16 protein-coding genes and 1 tRNA gene are annotated in these 21,558 nt (G+C 61.3%); 12 read left to right on the top strand and 5 right to left on the bottom strand.

The window, feature by feature from the left end:
- The first annotated feature begins 6 nt into the window (after window positions 1–6).
- From DWX58_RS07635 to DWX58_RS07605, 7 genes are all read left to right on the top strand, one after another.
- Window positions 7–1,500: a HAMP domain-containing sensor histidine kinase gene (locus DWX58_RS07635; protein WP_243093314.1), complete on the top strand. Its 1,494-nt coding sequence runs from the start codon at window positions 7–9 to the stop codon at window positions 1,498–1,500.
- A complete protein-coding gene (locus DWX58_RS07630) occupies window positions 1,497–2,003 on the top strand; it encodes a GerMN domain-containing protein (RefSeq protein ID WP_118642535.1) in 507 nt (168 codons plus the stop codon). The genes DWX58_RS07635 and DWX58_RS07630 overlap by 4 nt, the downstream gene beginning before the upstream one ends.
- Window positions 2,004–2,061: 58 nt before the next feature.
- Entirely contained in the window at window positions 2,062–3,345 is a 1,284-nt protein-coding gene (locus tag DWX58_RS07625) for an O-acetylhomoserine aminocarboxypropyltransferase/cysteine synthase family protein (protein ID WP_118642533.1), read from the top strand.
- 51 nt (window positions 3,346–3,396) lie between these two features.
- A complete protein-coding gene (locus DWX58_RS07620) occupies window positions 3,397–3,777 on the top strand; it encodes a DUF3783 domain-containing protein (protein WP_118642531.1) in 381 nt (126 codons plus the stop codon).
- A gap of 99 nt (window positions 3,778–3,876) precedes the next feature.
- Window positions 3,877–3,963, top strand: a tRNA-Leu gene (locus DWX58_RS07615).
- A 449-nt stretch (window positions 3,964–4,412) separates the two neighbouring features.
- The gene (locus DWX58_RS07610) at window positions 4,413–7,508 is read left to right on the top strand and encodes an S-layer homology domain-containing protein (RefSeq protein ID WP_158579233.1); all 3,096 of its coding nucleotides are present in this window, start codon (window positions 4,413–4,415) and stop codon (window positions 7,506–7,508) included.
- 142 nt (window positions 7,509–7,650) lie between these two features.
- Entirely contained in the window at window positions 7,651–9,264 is a 1,614-nt protein-coding gene (locus DWX58_RS07605; protein WP_118642527.1) for a sigma-70 family RNA polymerase sigma factor, read from the top strand.
- A 75-nt stretch (window positions 9,265–9,339) separates the two neighbouring features.
- Here DWX58_RS07605 and DWX58_RS07600 read toward each other — a convergent pair whose 3' ends face one another.
- Together DWX58_RS07600 and DWX58_RS07595 are read right to left on the bottom strand one after the other, a co-directional pair.
- On the bottom strand, window positions 9,340–11,220 hold the full coding sequence (locus DWX58_RS07600; RefSeq protein ID WP_118642525.1) for a cation-translocating P-type ATPase: 1,881 nt from the start codon (window positions 11,218–11,220) through the stop codon (window positions 9,340–9,342).
- Between the two features lie 122 nt (window positions 11,221–11,342).
- Window positions 11,343–11,618 (bottom strand): metal-sensing transcriptional repressor, encoded by a 276-nt coding sequence (locus tag DWX58_RS07595; protein ID WP_118642523.1) that lies wholly within the window; start codon window positions 11,616–11,618, stop codon window positions 11,343–11,345.
- Window positions 11,619–11,803: 185 nt separating this feature from the next.
- On the opposite strand from DWX58_RS07595, the gene DWX58_RS07590 reads away from it, so the two are divergent.
- The 3 genes from DWX58_RS07590 (at window position 11,804) to DWX58_RS15375 (ending at window position 14,415) form a co-directional block, all read left to right on the top strand.
- Complete coding sequence (locus DWX58_RS07590) at window positions 11,804–12,016, top strand: FeoA family protein (RefSeq protein WP_118642521.1); 213 nt, start codon at window positions 11,804–11,806, stop codon at window positions 12,014–12,016.
- A 126-nt stretch (window positions 12,017–12,142) separates the two neighbouring features.
- Complete coding sequence (locus DWX58_RS07585) at window positions 12,143–14,185, top strand: ferrous iron transporter B (protein ID WP_118642519.1); 2,043 nt, start codon at window positions 12,143–12,145, stop codon at window positions 14,183–14,185.
- Window positions 14,186–14,214: 29 nt separating this feature from the next.
- The gene (locus DWX58_RS15375) at window positions 14,215–14,415 is read left to right on the top strand and encodes a FeoB-associated Cys-rich membrane protein (RefSeq protein WP_199648726.1); all 201 of its coding nucleotides are present in this window, start codon (window positions 14,215–14,217) and stop codon (window positions 14,413–14,415) included.
- A 253-nt stretch (window positions 14,416–14,668) separates the two neighbouring features.
- Here the strand turns inward: DWX58_RS15375 and ftsH are convergent, their stop codons facing one another.
- Complete coding sequence (gene ftsH / locus DWX58_RS07575; protein ID WP_243093311.1) at window positions 14,669–16,861, bottom strand: ATP-dependent zinc metalloprotease FtsH; 2,193 nt, start codon at window positions 16,859–16,861, stop codon at window positions 14,669–14,671.
- Between the two features lie 220 nt (window positions 16,862–17,081).
- Between ftsH and rlmB the strand changes: the two genes are divergently transcribed.
- Together rlmB and DWX58_RS07565 are read left to right on the top strand one after the other, a co-directional pair.
- The gene (rlmB, locus tag DWX58_RS07570) at window positions 17,082–17,870 is read left to right on the top strand and encodes a 23S rRNA (guanosine(2251)-2'-O)-methyltransferase RlmB (protein WP_118642515.1); all 789 of its coding nucleotides are present in this window, start codon (window positions 17,082–17,084) and stop codon (window positions 17,868–17,870) included.
- 37 nt (window positions 17,871–17,907) lie between these two features.
- Window positions 17,908–20,175, top strand: a complete 2,268-nt coding sequence (locus DWX58_RS07565; RefSeq protein ID WP_243093309.1) for a hypothetical protein — start codon at window positions 17,908–17,910, stop codon at window positions 20,173–20,175.
- Window positions 20,176–20,217: 42 nt separating this feature from the next.
- Here DWX58_RS07565 and DWX58_RS07560 read toward each other — a convergent pair whose 3' ends face one another.
- Both DWX58_RS07560 and DWX58_RS07555 read right to left on the bottom strand, forming a co-directional pair.
- Complete coding sequence (locus DWX58_RS07560) at window positions 20,218–20,502, bottom strand: DUF1294 domain-containing protein (RefSeq protein WP_199648724.1); 285 nt, start codon at window positions 20,500–20,502, stop codon at window positions 20,218–20,220.
- Window positions 20,503–20,512: 10 nt separating this feature from the next.
- Entirely contained in the window at window positions 20,513–21,502 is a 990-nt protein-coding gene (locus tag DWX58_RS07555; RefSeq protein ID WP_158579232.1) for an NAD(P)-dependent oxidoreductase, read from the bottom strand.
- Window positions 21,503–21,558: the final 56 nt, after the last annotated feature.

Genomic DNA, 21,558 nt, shown 5'->3' with positions numbered 1-21,558 from the left:
GGAACCTTGGAAGAGGGACAGCGGAAAAAGCATAAAATCCCCTTTTTTTCCTCGCTGCAGGTGAAGTATGCCCTGAGCTACCTGGTCATTTTCGCGGTAGTGCTGGTGCTGCTGAACACCTACCCGGTCATTGCCTCCCAGGACCTGCTGTTCCGTTCCAAGCGGGACTCGCTGAAAAGCCAGGCGGCGGTGATGGCTTCGGCCCTCATGGAGCTGGAGACCCTCACCTCAGACCAGGTGGTGCGGGTAATGAACATGCTGGACAACTCCGGCCTGACCCGGATTCTGGTGACCGATCCTGCCGGCTTCATCCTCTATGACAGTCTCACGGACAGCGGAACGCAGGACCAGGAGGAGCAGGAAGAGCCGGAGCAGCAGGAGCCGGTGTACCGCTACGCCCTCTACCAGGAGATTGTGCTGGCGCTGCGGGGCAAGGATGTGTTTTGTTCCCAGTTTGTGAACAATACCTTTGTGTCCACGGTAGCCTGGCCCATTGTGTACCGGGGGATGACCATTGGAGCCATCTACATTCTGGAGCAGGACGAGGCCCAGGGCGCTCTGCTGGTGGGTCTGCAGCAGAATCTGCGGTACATTTCTCTAGTGATTGCCGCCACCACCCTGGTGCTCAGCGCCTTCTTTTCCAAGATGCTCACCGCCCGCATTGCAGCCCTGCTGCGGGCCATCCGCATTGTGGGAGAGGGAGAGTACGGCCACCGGCTGCAGCCCGTGGGCCGGGATGAGATGGCCCAGCTGGCAGAGGAATTTAACCAGCTCACCGACCGCCTCCAGACCACGGAGGAGGTGCGAAGGCGCTTTGTCTCCGACGCCAGCCACGAGCTGAAGACCCCCCTGGCCTCCATCCGGCTGCTCACCGATTCCATTTTGCAGAATGACCACATGGACCAGGAGACCGTCCGGGATTTTGTCAGCGACATCGGGGACGAGGCAGAGCGCCTGACCCGTATCACAGAACATCTGCTGGCCCTGACCCGGCTGGACAGTCTGCCGGCCAAAAAGACGGTGCCGGTGGATGTGTCCAAGGTGGCACAGCGGGCGGCTGGTCGCCTGGGACCGGTGGCGGATGCGGCGGGCGTGACCATTGAATCCAGCTTGAAGCCGGGCTGCGTGATTTTGTGCACCGAGGATGAACTCTATCAGATTTGTTTTAATCTGCTGGAGAACGCGGTAAAGTATAACTTTGTCGGGGGACATGTGTACCTCTCGGTCTATCCGGAGCGGGATCAGGTGCTGCTGGAGGTGGAGGACACGGGAATCGGCATTCCCGAGGAGGATCTGCCCAAGGTCTTCAACCGCTTCTACCGGGTGGATAAGGCCCGCTCCCGCGCTGCGGGGGGAACCGGGCTGGGACTGTCCATTGTCCGGGACACGGTGCGCCGCCACGGAGGCTGGGTCACGGCCCGGCCCAGAAATCCGGAGGGCAGCGTGTTCACCGTTGGGTTCCCGCTGTACGTCCCCGAGACAGAGGAGGAAGCAACATGAGGCGATGGCTGATGCTGCTGCTGGCGCTGGCTCTGCTGGCCGCCGGGGCGGGCTGTGCCCGGGAGTCGGGCGGCAAGTGGGAGGAGGGGGACTATCTCCTCTATTTCCCCGTGGACAGCCGCCAGGAGGTCTATGGCTCCGCGCTGGATACCCAGCCCTATGAAGGGGAGGCGGAGCCCAGTGTGGAGAGCCTGATGGAGGCTCTGCTGCAGGGTCCGACCCGGGACACGCTGATTTCCCCCTTCCCCCGAAATGTGTCCCTGATTGCGTGGGAATGGAAGGAGGACGGGGTCCTCTGCATTACCTTGTCCGAGCAGTACAGCGGTTTGGCGGATATTTCCCTGACCCTGGCCGACTACTGCATCGTCCTCACCCTCAGCCAGCTGCCGGGGGTGGAGGGAGTGGAGATTCAGTCCGCCGGCTATTCCGTCAATTACCGCAGCCACCAGCTTCTGCGCCCGGAGGAGGCGGAGCTGGTCCTGCCCCAGGCAACGGGGACTTGACAAACGGCCTCTGATTTTGTACCCTTAACTACAACCTACACAGAAAGAAGGTTTATCCATGAGCAACTATTCCATTGATACCAAGTGCGTCCAGGGCGGCTACACCCCCGGCAACGGGGAGCCCCGGCAGATCCCCATCATCCAGTCCACCACCTTCAAGTACGCCACCAGCGAGGATATGGGCAAGCTGTTTGATCTGGAAGCCAGCGGATATTTCTATACCCGCCTGCAGAACCCCACCAACGACATGGTGGCGGCCAAGATCTGTGACATGGAGGGCGGTACTGCCGCCATGCTCACCTCCTCCGGCCAGGCGGCTAATTTTTATGCCATCTTCAACATCGCCAACTGCGGTGACCATGTGGTAGCTTCCTCCACCATCTACGGCGGCACCTACAACCTCTTCCATGTCACCATGCGGAAGATGGGCATCGACTTCACCTTCGTGGAACCCGACTGCTCCGATGAGGAACTGGAGGCGGCCTTCAAGCCCAACACCAAGGCCGTGTTCGGCGAGACCATTGCCAACCCCGCCCTCACCGTGCTGGATATCGAGCGCTTTGCTAAGGCGGCCCACGACCACGGCGTGCCCCTGATCATTGACAACACCTTTGCCACCCCCGTGAACTGCCGTCCCTTCGAGTGGGGCTGCGACATTGTCACCCACTCCACCACCAAGTATATGGATGGCCACGGCGCCGGTGTGGGCGGCTGCATTGTGGACAGCGGCAAGTTTGACTGGATGGCCCACGCCGACAAGTTCCCCGGCCTTACCACTCCCGACGAGAGCTATCACGGCATCACCTATGCCGAGAAGTTCGGCCAGGGCGGCGCGTTTATCACCAAGTGTACCGCTCAGCTCATGCGGGACTTCGGTTCCATCCAGTCCCCCCAGAACGCCTTCCTGCTGAACCTGGGCCTAGAGAGCCTCCACGTGCGTATGCCCAAGCACTGTGAGAACGGTCTGGCGGTGGCCAAGTATCTGAAGAACCACCCCAAGATCTCCTTTGTCACCTATCCCGGCCTGGAGGGCGACAAATACTATGAGCTGGCCCAGAAGTATATGCCCAACGGTACCTGCGGCGTGGTTTCCTTCGGCTTCAAGGGCGGCCGGACCGCGGCGGAGACCTTCATGAAGCATCTGAAGCTGGCTGCCATCGAGACCCACGTGGCCGACGCCCGTACCTGCTGCCTGCACCCCGCCTCTGCCACCCATCGGCAGATGAACGACCAGGAGCTGGTGGCCGCCGGCATTACCCCCGATCTGGTGCGCTTCTCCTGCGGAATCGAGAACGCTGCCGATCTGATTGCTGATATCGAGCAGGCCCTGGAACAGGTGTAACAAACAACGTCGGGGCGGAGCACCTCCGCCCCGACGGAAAGGAAGAGGAAGATGAGATCAGGAACCATTTTGATGTATAATTGCTCCGGTCCGGAGTTCTCCAAGCTGCGGCAGATTTTTGCCATGCTGCGTCTGCGCATGCGCCCGGTGGAGCCGGAGCGGTACCATGTGCCCCTGGGGGAGCTGGCAGAGGGCAAGGGTGAGAACGGCGAGCCCGCCGAGGCCATCCCTGAGGCTATGCTGGTCTTCTGCGGCCTGGGACAGGCACTGTTGAACCAGGTTCTGGAGGTCATTCGGGTGGCCAAGCTACCCCCCATTCCTCTGAAGGCCGTGCTTACTGAGTCCAATCGGGAGTGGGACACGGTGCAGCTCTATGAGGAGCTGAAGAAGGAGCGGGAGGCCATCGCAGCCGGAGAGCAGGCTCAGCACTGAGCCTGCCCATGAAGAAATGTGGGAAAGATGGAAAAATCCCGTTGACAAAACTGCCTGTGGACAGTATAATAGTCTAGCGGTTTGAAAAAACCGCTGTTTGCGGCTGTGCTGGAATTGGTAGACTGGCAAGCTTGAGGTGCTTGTGTCCGGACGGGCGTACGGGTTCGACTCCCGTCAGCCGCACCAAAACAAAAGGTCATCCGAAAGGATGACCTTTTGTTTTGCTTTTTTTAACCCTGTGCGAAACGGTTTTCCCAGAGGTGGGGACGCTTGTACGGTACAAAGGCAGTACCCCGCCATGCGGGGCTCTAGCTCCTGCTGATATCCATACTATGTTAAGCAAACAAGCGCCGCGGACAATGCAAGGTCCACGGCGATTGTTTTGTTTTCGAGGGTTTACTCAGCCCATAAATGGCTTTATCGTTTTGGCATATGCGTTTGCAGCACAGAGACAGGGAGCGAAGCAGATCCGGGCACAGGCGACCGAAACGGGTTGAATGCCTAAGACCCGTGCAGAAGCAGCGACAGACCGCTGAAAAATTTTTAAAAAATTCTTCCACCATTTAAAACCGGACTGCAGCCTCATGTTACTGATTAGCAGAGGACAAAGAAAACCGGAACAAGGAGGAAGAATTATGAAACGAAACCGGTTCAAAAAAGGAGTATCTCTGGCCCTGGCCGCGGTATTGAGCGTGGGCATGCTCTGCCTGCCCGTGGGGGCCACGGAGGCAGGGGACATTCCATGTCCCGGCTGCGGCAGCCGCAGTATGACAGAGGAGATTAAAAAGCCCACCTGCACCCAGTCCGGCGGGTGTTTCTGGACCTGTCAGGACTGCGGAATGCGCTGCCTGATGGCAGGGACTCCCTACTGGAATTCCCTCAATCAGCCGGCCCTGGGCCACAACTATGTGGACGGCATCTGCACCCGCTGTGGGGAGGAGGATCCCAATGGACAGCAGCCGGGTCAGGTTCCCGACCAGGGCGGCACAGGGAACGGAAATGTGGATGGGGGAGAGGGAAGCGGCACACAGGTCTGCGCGCATGTGTGGCGCTATGAGACCACCACGGCCACCTGCACCCAGCAGGGGCAGTACACCCGCACCTGTTCCCTCTGCGGCAATCAGGAGGTGCTGCGCACCGACCCGGCCAAGGGACATCAGTATAAAGTGACCGAGACCATCCCCGCCACCACCCAGCAGGAGGGCAAAGAAATTTACACCTGCTCCCTCTGCGGGGACCGCTATACGAAAAAGCTGGACAAATTGCCGCCCCAGGAGACCGGCTCCGGTGATGGGGAGCAGACGGAATGTACCCAGCACCAGTGGCGCTACGAAACGGTACCGGCCACCTGCACGCAGACCGGAGAGAAGGTGCGCATCTGTACTGCCTGCGGGGAACGGGAGGTCGTCCAGACTCTGCCCAAGAGCAGCCACAGCTGGTACTATGATACTGTCCCTGCCACCTGTATCCGGGAGGGGGAGAGCAACCGCACCTGTAAGGTCTGCGGGACCAAAGAGGTGATCAAAACCCTGCCCAAAACCAGCCATCGCTGGAAGAGCGGGGCACTGTCAGCCACCTGCACCCAGGAGGGGCAGAGCTTCCGCACCTGCACCCTGTGCGGGGAGAAGGAAGTGCTGAGCACCTTCCCCAAGCTGGGGCATCAATATACCGACACCATTACCCGGCCGGCCACCGCCCAGCGGGAAGGCCTGCGCACCTACACCTGCAGCCGCTGCGGGGACAGCTACACAGAGGCCATTCCCAAGCTGGCAGGCACCCAGGAGTCCCCCATTCAGAAGGACCCCAGCGCCAAGGCCACGGCCTCGGACAACCTGGGCGACAACGCCTACACCTATTACTTCGCCAACCCCATGAAATCCTACCTCTACCAGCGGAGTGACGGTGGCTTCACCCGGGTGGAAGCTGTGGACGGTTCGGTGGTGGTGGAGGCCTATGACAAGAACTTCCAGCTGCTCACCTCCTCCACCGTTTCCATGGAACTGCCCCTGTTCGGCGGATTTTTTGCCGGCGAGAGCTATAACTTCCTGGCCTTCGGCCAGGATAACCCCACAGAATCGGACAGCAAAGAGGTCATCCGGGTGGTAAAGTACTCCAAGGACTGGGAGCGCCTGGGCCAGGCCAGCCTGAAGGGCGCCAACACCTACGAAGCCTTCGAGGCCGGCTCCCTCCGCTGTGCGGAATACAATGGGATGCTCTACGTCCATACCTGTCACACCATGTATGCCTCCTCCCGGGATGGCCTGCATCATCAGGCAAACCTCATCTTCAGCGTCCGCCAGTCGGACATGAGCATTACCGACAGCCAGTACCGGGTGAGCGCCGTCTATGAAGGGTATGTGAGCCATTCCTTCAACCAGTTTGTGCTGGTGGATCAGCAGGGACGGCTGGTGACCGTCAACCACGGCGATGCCATCCCCAGAGGCGCCATCCTGCTCCGGTATGACCTGCCGGCGGGGGAGGACAAATTTGTAAACTTCAAAGTCAGCTCCGTTGAGACCATGAAATTTGCCCCCAGCAGTACCTCCTACAACTATACCGGAGCCTGGCTGGGCGGCTTGGAGGCCTCTGGGAGCAGCTATCTTCTGGCCCTTTCCACAGTTTCCCAGAAGACTGATGTGGACCTCTATAAGGTACACAATGTGGCCCTGGCGGTGACTGGGCAGAACATTGATCACTCCTACTCCACCCAGACCGGGCTTACGGAGCTTCGCACGCTGACCAATTACACCGAGGGCGGCAGCGAGAGTGCAGGCGTGCCCCAGATGGTAAAACTTTCTGACAACCGGTTTTTGGTGCTGTGGGACATTCAGAAAAAGGACAGCTACGGCAATTACCGCAGCAGCGGAACCATCGGCTATGCCTTTGTGGACGGAAAGGGAAATCTGTCGGGGCAGGTACGCACCGCCCAGGCCAGCCTGTCCGACTGCCAGCCCATTCTGGCGGGCAGTCAGGTGGTGTGGTATGTGACCAACCAGTCTCTGCCCACCTTCTACGCCATGGATGTGAATTCCGGTGCGCTGAAAAGCTGGGGAAACAGCAGCGGCACGGAACAGCCCGAACAGCCTGAGAACCCGGAACAACCGGAGAATCCGGAGCAGCCCGTAAACCCGGAACAGCCGGGGACCGTCTCCTACCCCGATGTGCGCAGCAGCTACTGGGGCTATTCCTACATTATGAAGGCCAGCCGGCGCGGGCTGGTGGCTGGCTGTCCCGACGGCACTTTCCAGCCGGATGCCAGTGTCACCGCTGCCCAGTTCTGTACCATGTTGACCCGGGGCTTCTATTCCAACGCTCTGGAGAGCTATGTTCCCGAAACCTCCTTCTGGTGGGAGAGCTTTGTGGAGACAGCCAACCAGGCAGGTGTGCTTGACAACACCACCCTCCTGGACGCTGCCACAGCGGATGGAAGCTATGGCGGACAGGCGGAGGTCCCTCTCACCCGCTATGACATGGCGCAGATGATGTACAATCTGGTCCGGGAGAAGGGCTTCGAGCTGCCGGAGGAGACGAAGCTGGAGGCCGCCCGGGCGGCCATCCGGGACTGGAACGAGATTCCGGAGGAATATCAGCAGGCCGTGGCAACCTGTTATGCCTGGAATCTGCTCAGCGGCGGGGACGGCGGACGGTTTGACGGCGCCAGCAGAATGACCCGCGCCCAGGCCTGTGTGGTACTCAGCGGCCTGTTGGATCGAGTGGACCAAATGCCATAATGTGAATCATACCGGCCATTGACGCAGGCAGGGCATGGGGCTATGATAAGGACGAATGTCTTGACAGGCCCCGTGCCCTGCACGGGCGCGTTTGGGGCAGGATTGGAAGGAAAGGTACAGCAACGACGAAGAGGAGAGCTGCATGGTGGAAAAAGGAGAAGTGACCAAGCTTTTGCCGGGTTGTCTGGCGGGAGACCGGACAAGCCAGGAGCAGTTGGTCCTGTTGGCCCAGAAACGGGTTTATTACCACTGCAAGAAAATGCTGAAGCAGGAGGACGCCCTGGACGCGACCCAGGAGATTCTGATCTCCATGCTTACCAATTTGGGGAGCCTGCGGGAGCCGGCGGCCTTCTGGGGCTGGCTCAGCGGGATCACAGCCAATTACTGCCGCAACGTGCTGCGGCGGAGAGGGCGGGAGGTGGCCATCCCGGAGGACGAGGAGGGGAACAGCCTGCTGGACCAGTTCGAAACCCAGGACGAGCAGCTGGTCCCGGAGAAAGCACTGGATAACGACGAGACCAGGCGCATGGTGGTGGAGCTGGTGGACAATCTGCCTGAGGCCCAGCGGCTGTGCGTACTGATGTACTATTACGACGAGATGAGCGTGCGGGACATTGCCGCGGTGCTGGAGACCTCGGAGGGCACCATCAAGAGCCGGCTGAACTACGCCCGCAAGGCCATCAAGGAAGGCGTAGAGCGCTATGCGGCCCAGGGCATCAAGCTCTACTCCTTCTCGCCCCTGCCCTTCCTGCTGTATTTTCTTCAGAAGGACGCGGAAACCGGCGGGATCAGTCAGAGTGCGGTTCAGGGCCTGGCCCAGGCGGTGCTCACCGGTGCCGGGTCCGCTGCGGTGGGGGCCGCGGCCAGCGGCGCTGCCGGAGGAGCCGCCGCAGAAGGAGCGGCTGCCATGACCGGGTCAGCGGCTGCCGAGGGCGCAGCGGCTGCCACAGGGGCCGCCGGAAGCACGGCTGCGGGTGGTGCAGCGGGCACATCCGCCGCGGGAGCAGCCAAGGCCGCCGCAGGACTTGGGAAGCTCTCTGCACTGGTAGCCCATAAGGGAGCTGCCGCCCTGGCGGGCCTGGTTCTGACGGGAGCGGTGGCGGGAGGTGTACTGCTGCATGAGCCGCCCGAGCCCGAGCCGGAACCCGAACCGGAGTCCCAGCCAGAGCCAGAACCCGAGCCTGAACCGGAACCGGAGCCGGAGGATCCCAGAACGCCCCAGCAGGGCATTGCCATCTGGCCCAGAGAGACCAGTACCTGGCCCGGGAGCTACCTGCTGAGCGTCAGCAATCTGGCAGATGGGACAGGTGTGCCCCAAAATGAGGTGACCTGGACCACGGAGACACCGGACCTGGTGTCGATCGACAGCGAAGGAAAGGCGACACTCAAAGGTTACGGAACTGCGGTGCTGTCAGCTTCCTGGAACGGATATACGGCTAAGAGCACCATACATATCATGGACTCCAAGGGGGTCATTCTGCTTACCACAGTGGGGAGAGCGGCCTATGTAGACAGCAGTGGAAGCACCTCTCTGCAAAAAGACAGTGCGGACAAATATGGGGAGGGCTACACGGTGGAGTGGAGCGTGGACAACCCCATTCTGACCCTGGAGCCTCAGGTGGATGAGGACGGGACTCACTGGGTCCGCTTTTACACGAAGGACTATGGTGTGGCCACCATTACCTGTACGGTCACATGGCCGGATGGCACGGTGCGCCGGAATTATTGCAATGTCTACGTCTGCTTCACCGAGTAAAGGGAAGTCCGTAGGAAGAGACAAAACGCCCGGCAGCTCACAACGAGCTGCCGGGCGCGTTTTATCAGGCCGTATTTATTTCCGGGCGTGCCAGGTGAGAAGAAATGCGGAGTTGAGAATGACCAGTACCGAGCCGGCGTTGTGGACCAGAGCGCCGGTGACCGGGTTGAGTACCTTGGTGATGGCCAGAAGAATGGCCAGGAAGTTCAGAGTCATGGAGAAGGTAAGGTTGAGCTTGATGGTGGCCATCATCCGGCGGGACAGGGCCAGCAGGTGGGGGAGCTCCTGAATCTCGTCGTCCACCAGGGCAATGTCGGCGGCCTCCACCGCCACGTCGCTGCCCACGCCGCCCATGGCGATGCCCACGTCCGCCTTTTTCAGGGCGGGGGCGTCGTTGATGCCGTCCCCGATCATGCACACCCGATGCCCGTCGGACTGCAAAGTACCAATGTGCCGGAGCTTATCCTCCGGCAGGCAGTTGGCGTGGACCTCCTGGATGTGAAGCTGTCCGGCGATGGAGCGGGCCACATTCTCGTGGTCGCCAGTGAGCAGCACGGGCTGTACCCCCAGAGTGAGCAGGCGGTCCACCATGACCGCGCTGTCCGGACGCAGGGTGTCGGCCAGCACCGCACAGCCGGCCGGACTGCCGTCCACCGCCAGCCAGGTGACGGTGTGGCCCTGGTCCAGGAAGTCCTGTACCGCCGCCCGGTGTTCTTCCTCCAGAGCAACGCCATTCTGAGCCAGCAGCTTCTCGTTGCCCGCCAGGACCGCTCGGCCGTCCACCCGGGCGGACACTCCCTGGCCGGGGATCATCTGGAACTGCTCTGCTGGGGGAAGGGGGGCTGGACTGCTCTGTCGGCGGCAGCGGAGAATGGCCTTGCCAAGGGGATGCTCAGAGAGCTGCTCCGCGGCGGCAGCCAGAGTGTAAAGCTCCTCCTCCGGCCAGCCGGAGAAGGGGAGCACAGCGATTACCTGGGGCGTACCCCGGGTCAGCGTGCCGGTCTTGTCAAAGGTGACCTTGGAGACTGAGGCCAGCCGCTCCAGCGCGTCTCCCTCCCGCACCAGAAAGCCGTGCTTGGTGGCGTTGCCGATGGCGGCCATAATGGCGGTGGGGGTGGCCAGCACCAGAGCGCAGGGGCAGAACACCACCAGAATGGTCACCGCCCGGATGCTCTCCCCGGTGACCAGCCAGGTCAGCACCGCCGCAGTCAGGGCAATGACCACAATCCAGGTGGCCCAGCGGTCGGCCAGCCCAACAATTTTGGCCTTGCCCGCGTCGGCGGACTGCACCAGACGGATCATGCGCTGGATGGAGCTGTCCTCGCCCACCTTCACGGCCTCCATCTCAAAGGCGCCGAACTGATTGACGGTGCCGCTGGACACCAGGTCGCCGGGCCCCTTGTCCACCGGCATGGACTCTCCCGTCATCACCGCCTGGTTGATGGAGGTTTCGCCGGAGCGAATGACGCCGTCCACCGGCACCGTCTCTCCGGGCAGCACCCGGAGGCAGTCACCAATCTGCACCTGCTGGGCGGGGACCACCGTCTCGCCCTTGGGGGTCAGGATTCGGGCGGTCTGGGGGGTGAGGCGGACCAGCTTTTCAATACCCGCCCGAGCCCGGGCCACGGTGAGATCCTCCAGCAGCGCGCCCAGCTGCATGATGAAGGCCACCTCTCCGGCGGCAAAGTCCTCCCCGATGTACACCGAGGCAATGAGAGCCAGGGACACCAGTACATCCGCCTTGATGTCAAAGGCGGTGACCAGACCGATGAAGGCCTCCAGGAGGATAGGGGCTCCGCACAGAACGATGGCTACCCAGGCCGGATCGAAGGGGAGGGGGAGCAGGCCTGAAATGCTGGCGGCCAAAGCCAGTCCCGACAGGACCAGAAACAGGATATCCCGCTTCATGCCGCCCCACTCCAGAAGCCTTTCCAGAGGCTGTACCCAACGTTTCATCAGGACCCTTCTTTCACAATGGAAAATCTGAGGTCATTATACCCATAGGGGTATGGGTTGTCAAGGAAAAACAAAGGCGGGACGGCAAAAACCGTCCCGCCCATTCAGAATCCGAATCAGATCTATTGCATGTTGGCAAACCGCTCCACGGCCTTGGTAAAGCGCTTGATAGTCTGCTCCGCGTCCCCCTGTTCCAGGGCGTCCCGGATGCAGTGCTGAATGTGTCCCTCCAGCACCACCTGGCCCGCCTTGTTCAGGGCGGATTTGGCCGCATTGATCTGGGCGAGAATATCCTCACAGGGGACGTCCTCGTCCACCATGCGGTCAATGGCCTGGACCTGACCGATGATCTTTTTCAATCTGCGGTGCAGATTGTCCGCGTCCATACACTGTTTCATTTCCGGCACCTCCAAACCAGGGACTTCCCGATTATTGTACGGGCGGCCGCCCCTGTTTGTCAAGTCAAAGGGGGCAGAGGGAAAAAGACGGCCCAAAGACTGGAAAAAGGGTTGACAAGAGGGGGCTGGTGTGCTATATTGTGAGCGAGTTAGAGATAGCTAACCAATAAAGGCAGGTGTTAAACTTGAATCTGACCCAGGCACAGGAGGGAACGGAGTACATCATTCGCCAGATCGAGACGGAGGATGAGGAGCTGGACGCGTTCTTATTCTCTCTGGGCTGTTACAGTGGGGAGCCCATCACCGTCATTGCCCACAAGAAGGGCGGCTGTGTGGTCTCCATCAAGGACGGACGGTATAATATCGATCGCCAGCTGGCATCCGCCATCCAGATCTGACCGGGTCGGAGGGCGGAGCGCCGCTGTCTTTTTTTGAAGCGTGATTAGCGATTGCTAACTTGCGGGTGTGTGGATCGCTGACATATGATTTTATTTTGAATCTGGAGAAAAGAGGAGGAATCAGTTATGAGAATTGCGCTGACGGGCAATCCCAACAGCGGAAAAACCACCATGTATAACGCCCTCACCGGACGCAGCGAGAAGGTGGGCAACTGGGCGGGGGTCACGGTGGAAAAGAAGCAGAGCCCCATCAAGAAGACCTATTGGTCGGGCAGCGAGGAGCTGATCGCCGTGGATCTGCCCGGCGCCTACTCCATGTCCCCCTTCACCTCGGAGGAGAGCATCACCAGCAGCTATGTCAAGCACGAGAACCCCGACGCCATCATCAACATTGTGGACGCCACCAACCTGAGCCGCAGCCTGTTTTTCACCACCCAGCTGCTGGAGCTGGGCATTCCCGTGGTGGTGGCCCTTAATAAGAGCGACCTCAATGAGAAGAAGGGGACCACCATTGATGTGGACGCCCTGTCCAGAAAGCTGGGCTGCCCGGTGATCGCCACCGTCTCCACCTCCGGTGACGGCAAGGGACTGGCCGAGGTGGTCCGGGCGGCGGCCGCCCAGAAGGGGAAGGGGCAGCAGGCCCCCTATACGGAAGGCACTATTGACCTCACCGACAAAAAGCAGGTGGAGGAGGCCGACCGCCGCCGCTTTGCCTTTGTCAATGAGATGGTCTCCCAGGTGGAGAAGCGCAAGGTGCTCAGCCGGGAGAAGAACTCCGACGATACCATTGACGCTGTCCTGACCAACAAGTTCCTGGGCATTCCCATCTTCGCGGTGGTGATGTTCCTGGTGTTCCAAATTTCCCAGGTGTGGGTGGGTCCCTGGATCGCAGAGGGATATGAATTTGCCAATGGCACCACCATTCCGGGCCTGGTAACACTGATCGACAGCCTCAAAGTCTATGTATCTGAACTGCTCTCCGATGCCAACCCCCTGCTAACTGCTCTGCTGGCAGAGGGCATCATCGGCGGCGTGGGCGCCGTAGTGGGCTTCCTGCCTCTGGTCATGGTGATGTACTTCCTCATCGCCCTGCTGGAGGACTGCGGCTACATGGCCCGTGTGGCTGTGGTGCTGGACCCCATCTTCAAGAAGGTGGGCCTGTCCGGTAAGTCGGTCATTCCCTTTGTCATCGGCACCGGCTGCGCCATCCCCGGCGTTATGGCCAGCCGCACCATCCGCAACGAGCGGGAGCGCCGGGCCACTGCCATGCTCACCCCCTTCATGCCCTGCGGCGCCAAGATTCCCGTCATCGCCCTCTTTGCCGGAGCCTTCTTTGACGATGCCGGCTGGGTGAGCTTCACCATGTACTTCACCGGCATCGTGCTCATCTTCCTGGGCGCCCTGCTGGTCAACAAGATTGCGGGCTATAAGAATCGCAAGTCCTTCTTTATCATTGAGCTGCCCGAATATAAGGTGCCCTCACTGCTTTTTGCTTTCAAGGCTATGTGCAGCCGGGGCTGGGCCTACATCGTGAAGGCCGCCACTATTATCCTGCTGTGCAACACCGCCGTGCAGGTGATGCAGACCTTCAACTGGAGCTTCCAGGTGGCCGAGACGGCCGACAGCTCCATCCTGGCCTCCATCGCCGGACCCTTCGCCTACCTGCTGGTGCCCATTGTGGGTGTCCTCAGTTGGCAGCTGGCCGCCGCCGCCATCACCGGCTTTATCGCCAAGGAGAACGTGGTGGGCACCCTGGCCGTGTGCTTTGTGGGCCTGGAGAACTTCATTGACACCGATACGCTGGAAATGATGGAAGGAGCCGGAGCTGAGGTGGCGGGCTTCATCGCCATCACCAAGGTGGCCGCCCTGGCCTACCTCATGTTTAACCTCTACACCCCGCCCTGCTTTGCCGCCATCGGCGCCATGAATTCCGAGATGAAGAGCGCCAAGTGGCTCTGGGCCGGCATCGGCCTGCAGCTGGGCACCGGTTATACCGTGGGCTTCCTGGTTTACCAGATCGGTACCTTTGTCACCACCGGCAGCCTGGGTGCCGCCTTTGTCCCCGGCCTTGTGGCGGTGTGCGCCTTTGCCGCCGTGCTGGTGTACCTGGTGAAGCGGACGGACCGGACGCTGGCGGCGGAATACGCCCTGAGCGGCGCGGCGAAGTAACACCCGCTTTTTGAAAGGAGATTATGGTTATGACGGATATTATCCTTGCAGCGGCCATTGGAGCCATGGTGCTGGCAGCCGCTTGGTACATCATCAAGGCCAAGCGCAGCGGGGCCAAGTGCATTGGCTGTCCGGCAGGCGGATGCTGTTCCCATAAGCAGGGCGAGCCGTCCTCCTGCTCCGGCAGCTGCGGCGGACATACCTGCAGCTGTCATTCCCAGGATAGATAAGCGATCAAAAAGAAAGACCCGGCCCGGATGCCATGTGGTATCCGGGCCGGGTGCTTTTATGGGAACGAGAGTGGATGGGACTGTCGGGGAGGGAGCGCACCTGCCGGGAAAGAGGAGGAACAGAGGGGAAGGGCAGAAGCAACCACAGGCGAGAGGGGGATGTGCCTCTTCCTGATCACACCATAGACCATAGGAAAAGACAGCCTGGAGCGGTTGCTCCAGGCTGTCTCTGTGCTTACTTATGGCAGTTGGCTTATTTGTTGTCCTCCTGCTCCTCCTGAGCGGGAGCAGAATTGGTCTCCGCGGAAGCATCCTGAGCAGGAGTGAAATCGGAGGGCTGGTCAGGAGTCTCAGACTCCTGCGTGCTCGCCTCAGCGGTCTCCTCCTCCTGGGACGGAGTGTCCTCCTCCAGAGCAGGGGCCTTGATCTCCTCGCTGATCATGTGGATGTGCCGGGCGGGGGGCTCAATGTGATCGGGCTGGGAGGGGCGGAAAGCGGGCTGCTCCTGCTTGCGGGTGGAGGCGTAGGCATCCTCTACCAGAGCGGGGTCCCGGCCCTCGATGATAGCCACCATCTCGCCGCCGGTAATGGTTTCCTTCTCCAGCAGGTAGGCAACCACCTTGTGCATGTCCTCCAGGTTCTCCTGGATGACCTTCACCGCGTCCTCATAGCATACGTCCAGAATGGCCTTCACGGCCTTGTCCATCACAGCGGCGGTGTCCTGAGCACAGTCCAGACCATAGCCGCCGTCCAGATACTGGTTGCGGACAGAGCCCAGAGCCATCATGCCGAACTCCTCGCTCATACCGAACATGGCCACCATGTTCCGGGCCACGTTGGTGGCCTCCTGGATGTCCTGGGAGGCGCCGTTGGTCATGGTGTTCAGCACCACCTGCTCGGCGGCGCGGCCGCCCATGGAGACGGCGATCTTGGCCATCAGCTCTTCCTTGGTGCGCAGGTTGGTCTTGTCCTCCTCGGGCATCAGCAGGGTGTAGCCCAGAGAGCCCTCGGTGTGGGGAACGATGGTAATCTTCTGTACCGGCTCGGCGTTCTTCTGCTTGTAGGCTACCATGGCGTGACCAACCTCATGATAGGCCACCAGCTTCTTCTCAAACTCCGTGAGAACAGAGTTCTTCTTCTCACTGCCGGCGATGACGAACTCGAAGGAGGCCAGAAGGTCCTCCTGGGTGACCAGCTTGCGCCCGTGGCGGACGGCCCGCAGGGCGGCCTCGTTCACCAGGTTGGCCAGGTCGGCACCCACGGTGCCGGCGGTGGCCAGAGCGATCTTCTTCAGGTCCACGTCCTCCGCCAGCTTGATCTTCCGGGTATGAACCTGGAGGGTGGCCAGACGGCCGGCCAGGTTGGGACGGTCAATGGTGATGCGCCGGTCGAAGCGGCCGGGACGGAGCAGAGCCTTGTCCAGAACCTCCGGGCGGTTAGTGGCGCCCAGAACGATGACGCCCTTGCCGGGGTCAAAGCCGTCCAGCTCAGCCAACAGCTGGTTCAAAGTCTGCTCCCGCTCGTCGTTGCCGCCCATGCGGTTGTCGCGGGACTTGCCGATGGTGTCGATCTCGTCGATGAAGATGATACAGGGGGCCATCTTGCTGGCCTCCTTGAAGAGGTCGCGGACACGGCTGGCGCCCACGCCCACAAACATCTCCACGAAGTCCGAGCCGCTGATGGAGAAGAAGGGCACGCCCGCCTCTCCGGCCACGGCCTTGGCCAGCAGGGTCTTACCGGTGCCCGGAGGGCCCACCAGCAGAGCGCCCTTGGGGAGCTTCGCGCCGATTTCCGTGTACTTTTGGGGATTATGCAGGATGTCAATGACCTCCTGCAGGGATTCCTTGGCCTCGTCCTGTCCAGCCACGTCCCGGAAGGTGACGCCGGTGGACTTTTCCACATAGACCTTGGCGTTGGACTTGCCCACATTGCCGATGCCGCCGATGCCGCTCTTTCCGCCGATGCCGCGGTAGAGGAAGAGCATAGCGCCCACCATGATCACCACAGGCAGCAGGTAGGAGAGCACCAGGGACAGAATGTAGGAGGAGCTGTCCACCGGGTCGTCGTAGTACTCGGTGTTGTGCTGGTCCATCAAATCGTAGATGGCCACATCCGGCACCGAAGTGGGGATGGTGACGTAGACCACCTCCTGATTGCCCTGGGGCAGCCAGGAGAAGGCGCTGTTGGTTGTTTTGTCCTCCTCGGGCAGCTCTACCGTGACGCCCTCCCGGAGCGTGATGGTGTATTTACCCGATTGCATGTGGACCCGTTCCACCTTGTCCTCTTCCACCCACTGCTTGAAGGTGGAGTAATCCACCTGCACCTCGTTGGCGCTGGCGTAGGAGGCCGAGCAGCTGCGGAACAGCAGCGTCAGCACCAGCGCCCACAAAATGAGGGTAATGAGGCCGAAGGTGTTTTTCTTGTTGTTTCCCTTGTCTGGTTTCAAAGGAGAATACCTCCGTGTTTCCCTATAATTTTCCTGATCAAACAGGATGGACTGGAGTTTATGATAGCACATTCCTTTTTTAAAAACAAGGAAGAGGGGTGTAAACTTTCTGTGAAAGAAGAAAAAACCCTGTCGGGCAATTTGCCACTTCCACCGGGCGGGTAAATATGATATACTGAACAGTACCTGTCGAATGGAATTGAACTGGGAGGATGCAGGCATGAACAACAGACCGCCCCTGCGCCGCTCCGCGCCGGTGGAGACGGAGAACGACGGAATCATCGAGGGCCGCAACGCGGTGATTGAAGCGCTGCGTGCCGGCGTGGCCATTGATAAAATTTTTCTGCTGAAGGGCGAGCATGACGCCGCTCTGGGGCACATTGCGTCCACGGCCCGGGAGAAGGGCATTGTGGTGGTGGACGCTGACCGGCGCAAGCTGGACAACATGAGCCGTACCCACTCTCACCAGGGTGTCATTGCCCAGGCGGCCGTGCGGGAGTACGCCAGTGTAGAGGATATCCTGAACATCGCCCGGGAGAAGGGGGAGCCCCCTCTCATCGTGGTGTGTGACGAGCTCAGCGATCCCCACAATCTGGGCGCGGTGATCCGCACCGCCGACGCCGCCGGTGCCCACGGGGTGATCATCCCCAAGCGCCGCTCCGCCGGACTGACCGCCGTGGTGGCCAAGACCTCCGCGGGGGCAGTGGCCCATGTGCCCGTGGCCCGGGTGCCCAACCTGCCCACCCTGCTGAAGGAGCTGAAGGAAGAGGGAATCTGGGTCTTCGGCACCGCCGCCCAGGGGACCACCTCCCTCTATAAGGCCGATTTGAAGGGCCCCGCCGCCATTGTCATCGGCAGTGAGGGAGAGGGCATGGGCCGTCTGGTGACGGAGAACTGTGACTTTACCGTCTCCATCCCCATGTTTGGCAAGATCAACTCTCTGAACGCCTCGGCTGCGGCAGCTGTGCTGCTTTACGAGGCCGTGCGCCAGCGCATGGGCGAGGGCTGAACTTTTTCACTTAAAACACAGACCGAGGAACGGATCCATGGGCGACCGCGATAAGAAACAACTGAACAACGACGACCTGCAGCAGGTCAAATCGCTCATCGGGGAAGCCGACGGGGATGGATTTTCTCTGGACGACATTCTGGCGGAGTTTGGAACGGGCCGCCCTGCGGGAAGAAGGGCTGTACCGGTGCAGACCGGGAAGGAGGAGGTGGACCTCCCCTGGCCCACGCCTCCCCGCCGACCCCACACCTCCAACCAGGCAAAGGTCGTCTCCTTCCCTGGGAAAATGGTCCGGCAGGAGTCGGATGAGGAGGACGAGCCGGAGGATGAGGAGCAGCCTCACAGCTTGATGCCCGAGGAGGACGCCGAGGAAGAACCGGACGAGGAGCAGGAGGACGAGGCCTCTGACGAGGAGGATTCCGAGGAAGAGGAAAACGAAGTCATCCAGTTCCCGGAAGAGGAGAGCGTCCTGGGCTCCTTTTTGAAGGGCGTGACCCGGAAGGCGGACGATTACGCCGACCGGATGTTTGAGGAGGACGAGCGCACCGACCCGGAGGAGGTGCGCCGCCTGGAGCGGCTGATTCCTGGTACTGACCAGGAGGAGGAGCCGGAGGAGGATGTGCGGCGATTCCGCCGCCCGCCCAAGGTGGAGCCGCCTCCGCCGGACACGCCGCCTCAGGAGCTGGCCCGAACCTACGGAAAGGGCCTGAAGGGTCTTCGCACCCGCGCGCTCCTGGTGTTTCTCCTGGCTGTGGCCGCCCTGGTCCAGCTGGTCATTCCCGCCGCCGGATTTGTCTGGTTGCCTCCGCTGGACGGGGTGCAGGTACAGGGCTGGATTGCCGTGGGCCTGCTGGGCGCGGGCGCGCTCCTGTCACTGGATGTGCTGGGGACCGGCATTGGCCGGGCCTTCCGGGGCAAGGTGGAAATGGACACCCTGGCTGCCCTGGCCTGTCTCTTTACCCTGGCGGATGGAATCCTTCTGGCTCTGGAGCCGAGAGAGGAATTGCGCCTCCCCTATACGGTGGTGGTGCTGGCAGATCTCTTCCTGCTGCTCCACGGTCGGTATCATAAGCGCTGCGCCCAGCGGCTGTCCTGCCGGGTGGCGGCGGCCTCTTCCAGCCCCTACCGGGTGACTCAGGATGAGGGAAAGTGGAACGGCCGGGACGCCTATACCAAGTGGTCGGGCACGGCAGAGGGCTTCGGCAGTCAGATTCAGATGGACGACGGAGCCCAGCGGATTTTCCACCGGGTCTGCCCGCTGCTGCTGCTGGGCGACCTGGTACTGGCCATGCTGGCCACGGTGGGTACGGGACACACAGAAAATCTGGCCTGGGGCCTGTCGGCGCTGTTCAGCGCCTCCGCCGCCTTTGGCAGCGGTCTGGCCTACGGCCGGTCCTTCCACAAGCTGGCCCGCCGCCTGAGCCAGAGCGGTGCGGCTCTGGCCGGGTGGCCGGGAGTGGCCGGGTCCCGCCGGGGCGGGCGGGTGCTCATTACCGATACCGACCTGTTCCCCCCGGGCTATGTGGAGTTTAATGGCTATAAGGTCATGGGAAATTTCCCCATGGAGCGGGTGATGGCCTATACGGCCACCCTCCTGCGGGATGCGGGCAGCGGCCTGGCCCGGCTGTTCCATGAGCAGCTGCGGGCCATGGGCGGACTGCTGCGCAACGCCGAGCGCCTGTGCTGCTACGAGGGCGGTGGTCTGTCCGCCAACATCCGGGGGGACCAGGTGCTGGTGGGCTCGGCAGCCTTCATGAACCTGATGGAAATTCCTCTGCCCCCGGGCCTGAACGTAAAAAGTGCCGTGTTCTGCGCCATCAACGGAGAGCTGGCGGGCATTTTCGCCCTGAATTATACCCTGCCCGATACGGTTTTCCCCTCGGTGGAGGAGCTGATGGGAGAGAAAATCGGGCTGGTGCTGGCTACCCGGGACTTTAACCTCATTCCCGCCATGCTTCAGCAGCGGTTCAAGCTGGCGGCGGACAAGATGGACTTCCCGCCGGTGGAGCGCCGCCGGGAGCTGTCCGACCCGGAGCAATCCCACGGGGACACCCTCACCGCCCTTTTGTGCCGGGAGGGTATCTTCCCCTTTGCCGAGGCCGTTACCGCGGCACGCCGCCTCCGCCGGGCCGCCCGGGTGGGTGCAGTGCTGTGCTGTATGAGTGCGGTTCTGGGCATGGCCCTGGCGGCCTATCTGGTGTCCGCTGTGGCCTACGGTTCCCTTTCCCCGTTGAACCTGCTCATTTATTCTGTGGCCTGGCTGATGCCCGTCTGGTTCTCCTCCGGATGGGTGCACCGGTTCTGAACATGAAAAATCCCCTGCTGTCTGTGGACAGCAGGGGATTTTTTATTGAAGTCGGAAGGCCAGAAATCCGGCCAGCAGCAGCTGGAGAACCAGCAAAATGGGAAAGCCGAAGCGGAAATACCAGTGACGGGTTTTGTGGTGGAAGAGATGCATCCCCACCGTGCCGCCCAGAGCTCCCCCCAACAGGGCGGCCAGAAACAGCGTCTTTTCCGGGATGCGCCAGGCGCCTCGCCGGGCCTTCCATTTGTCCAGCCCCATGAGGATGAAGGCAATGAGATTGAGGGCAGCCAGCCAGACGAGGGCGGCTTTTATGAGAAAGGCGGGCATAGAAACTCCTTTACAGTCCGTTGACGATGAAGTTGGGGCGCTTGCCCTCCAGCACCAGGCGCAGGCTGTTCCACATGTTGGCGTGGGCCCGGCGGAAGGAGCCGCCGGTGATGCCGCCCAGGTGGGGGGAGTAGATGGCCCGGTCCTGCACCTCAGGAGGCAGATCCACCAGAGGGTGGTCGGCGGGGGTGGGCTCGGGCGCCAGAGTGTCCACGGCGATGCCGCCCAGACGTCCCTCCATGAGGGCCTGACGAACTGCCTGGTTGTCCAGCAGGTCGCCCCGGGCGGTATTTACCAGAATGGCGGTGGGCTTCATTTTGGAGAGGAGGTCCGCATTGACCATCTCACGGGTCTCATCGGTCACCGCGCAGTGGAGGGAGAGAATGTCACACCGGGCGGCCAGCTCCTCCAGGGGCAGGTAGGTGACGCCGAAGTCCTGTTCCACCTCTTCAGAGCGGCGGTGAGGGGCGTAGTAATAGATGGGGCAGCCGAAGGGCTGGAGGCGGCGGGCGGTGGCCTGGGCGATGTCGCCAAAACCCACAAGACCCACGGTGCACAGACCCAGCTCCGGAGAGTCGGAGGCCATTACGTCCTCCTTCATGGTAATTTGTTGTCCGGCTTTGACGGCGTTGTGGCCGGTAATGCCGTGGCGCAGAGCCATGAGCATGAGCATGACCGTGTGCTCGGCCACGGAGGCGGCGTTGCAGCCCTTGTTGTTGCACACAAAAATACCACGTTCCCGGGCGGCCTCCAGATCAATGCGGTTAAAGGCTACGCCCTCGGAGTGGATGAGCTTCAGCTGGGGCAGCAGCTCCATCATGGCCCGGTCCACCGGGGTGATGGCGTCCACAAACAGGGCCTGAGCGTCGGGGTGCCGGGCGGCGGCCTCGTGCAGAGGCTGGTCAATGGGGCAGAACACCGGCTCCACGGGCAGCTGGGCCACAAAATCCGGCTGATAGGCCTGGTAACGGGCCTGAGAACCAAAAATAAGTACCTTCAAACAAATCCCTCCCGGAATAGAATCGACAAAATCAAGTATAACATTCTTTTATTCCT

Source organism: Pseudoflavonifractor sp. AF19-9AC, assembly GCF_003478995.1.
Taxonomy (GTDB): Bacteria; Bacillota; Clostridia; order Oscillospirales; family Oscillospiraceae; genus Lawsonibacter.
Note: the sequence above shows the minus strand (reverse complement) of the source record. Positions and strands in the feature narration are given on the sequence as shown.

Coding starts and splice junctions, on each gene's coding strand:
- DWX58_RS07600 (WP_118642525.1), bottom strand. CDS start 11,220: ATGAAACGTTGGGTACAGCCTCTGGAAAGGCTTCTGGAGTGGGGCGGC.
- DWX58_RS07585 (WP_118642519.1), top strand. CDS start 12,143: ATGAGAATTGCGCTGACGGGCAATCCCAACAGCGGAAAAACCACCATG.
- DWX58_RS07610 (WP_158579233.1), top strand. CDS start 4,413: ATGAAACGAAACCGGTTCAAAAAAGGAGTATCTCTGGCCCTGGCCGCG.
- DWX58_RS07620 (WP_118642531.1), top strand. CDS start 3,397: ATGAGATCAGGAACCATTTTGATGTATAATTGCTCCGGTCCGGAGTTC.
- DWX58_RS07605 (WP_118642527.1), top strand. CDS start 7,651: ATGGTGGAAAAAGGAGAAGTGACCAAGCTTTTGCCGGGTTGTCTGGCG.
- DWX58_RS07565 (WP_243093309.1), top strand. CDS start 17,908: ATGGGCGACCGCGATAAGAAACAACTGAACAACGACGACCTGCAGCAG.
- DWX58_RS07560 (WP_199648724.1), bottom strand. CDS start 20,502: ATGCCCGCCTTTCTCATAAAAGCCGCCCTCGTCTGGCTGGCTGCCCTC.
- rlmB (WP_118642515.1), top strand. CDS start 17,082: ATGAACAACAGACCGCCCCTGCGCCGCTCCGCGCCGGTGGAGACGGAG.
- DWX58_RS15375 (WP_199648726.1), top strand. CDS start 14,215: ATGACGGATATTATCCTTGCAGCGGCCATTGGAGCCATGGTGCTGGCA.
- DWX58_RS07625 (WP_118642533.1), top strand. CDS start 2,062: ATGAGCAACTATTCCATTGATACCAAGTGCGTCCAGGGCGGCTACACC.
- DWX58_RS07630 (WP_118642535.1), top strand. CDS start 1,497: ATGAGGCGATGGCTGATGCTGCTGCTGGCGCTGGCTCTGCTGGCCGCC.
- DWX58_RS07595 (WP_118642523.1), bottom strand. CDS start 11,618: ATGAAACAGTGTATGGACGCGGACAATCTGCACCGCAGATTGAAAAAG.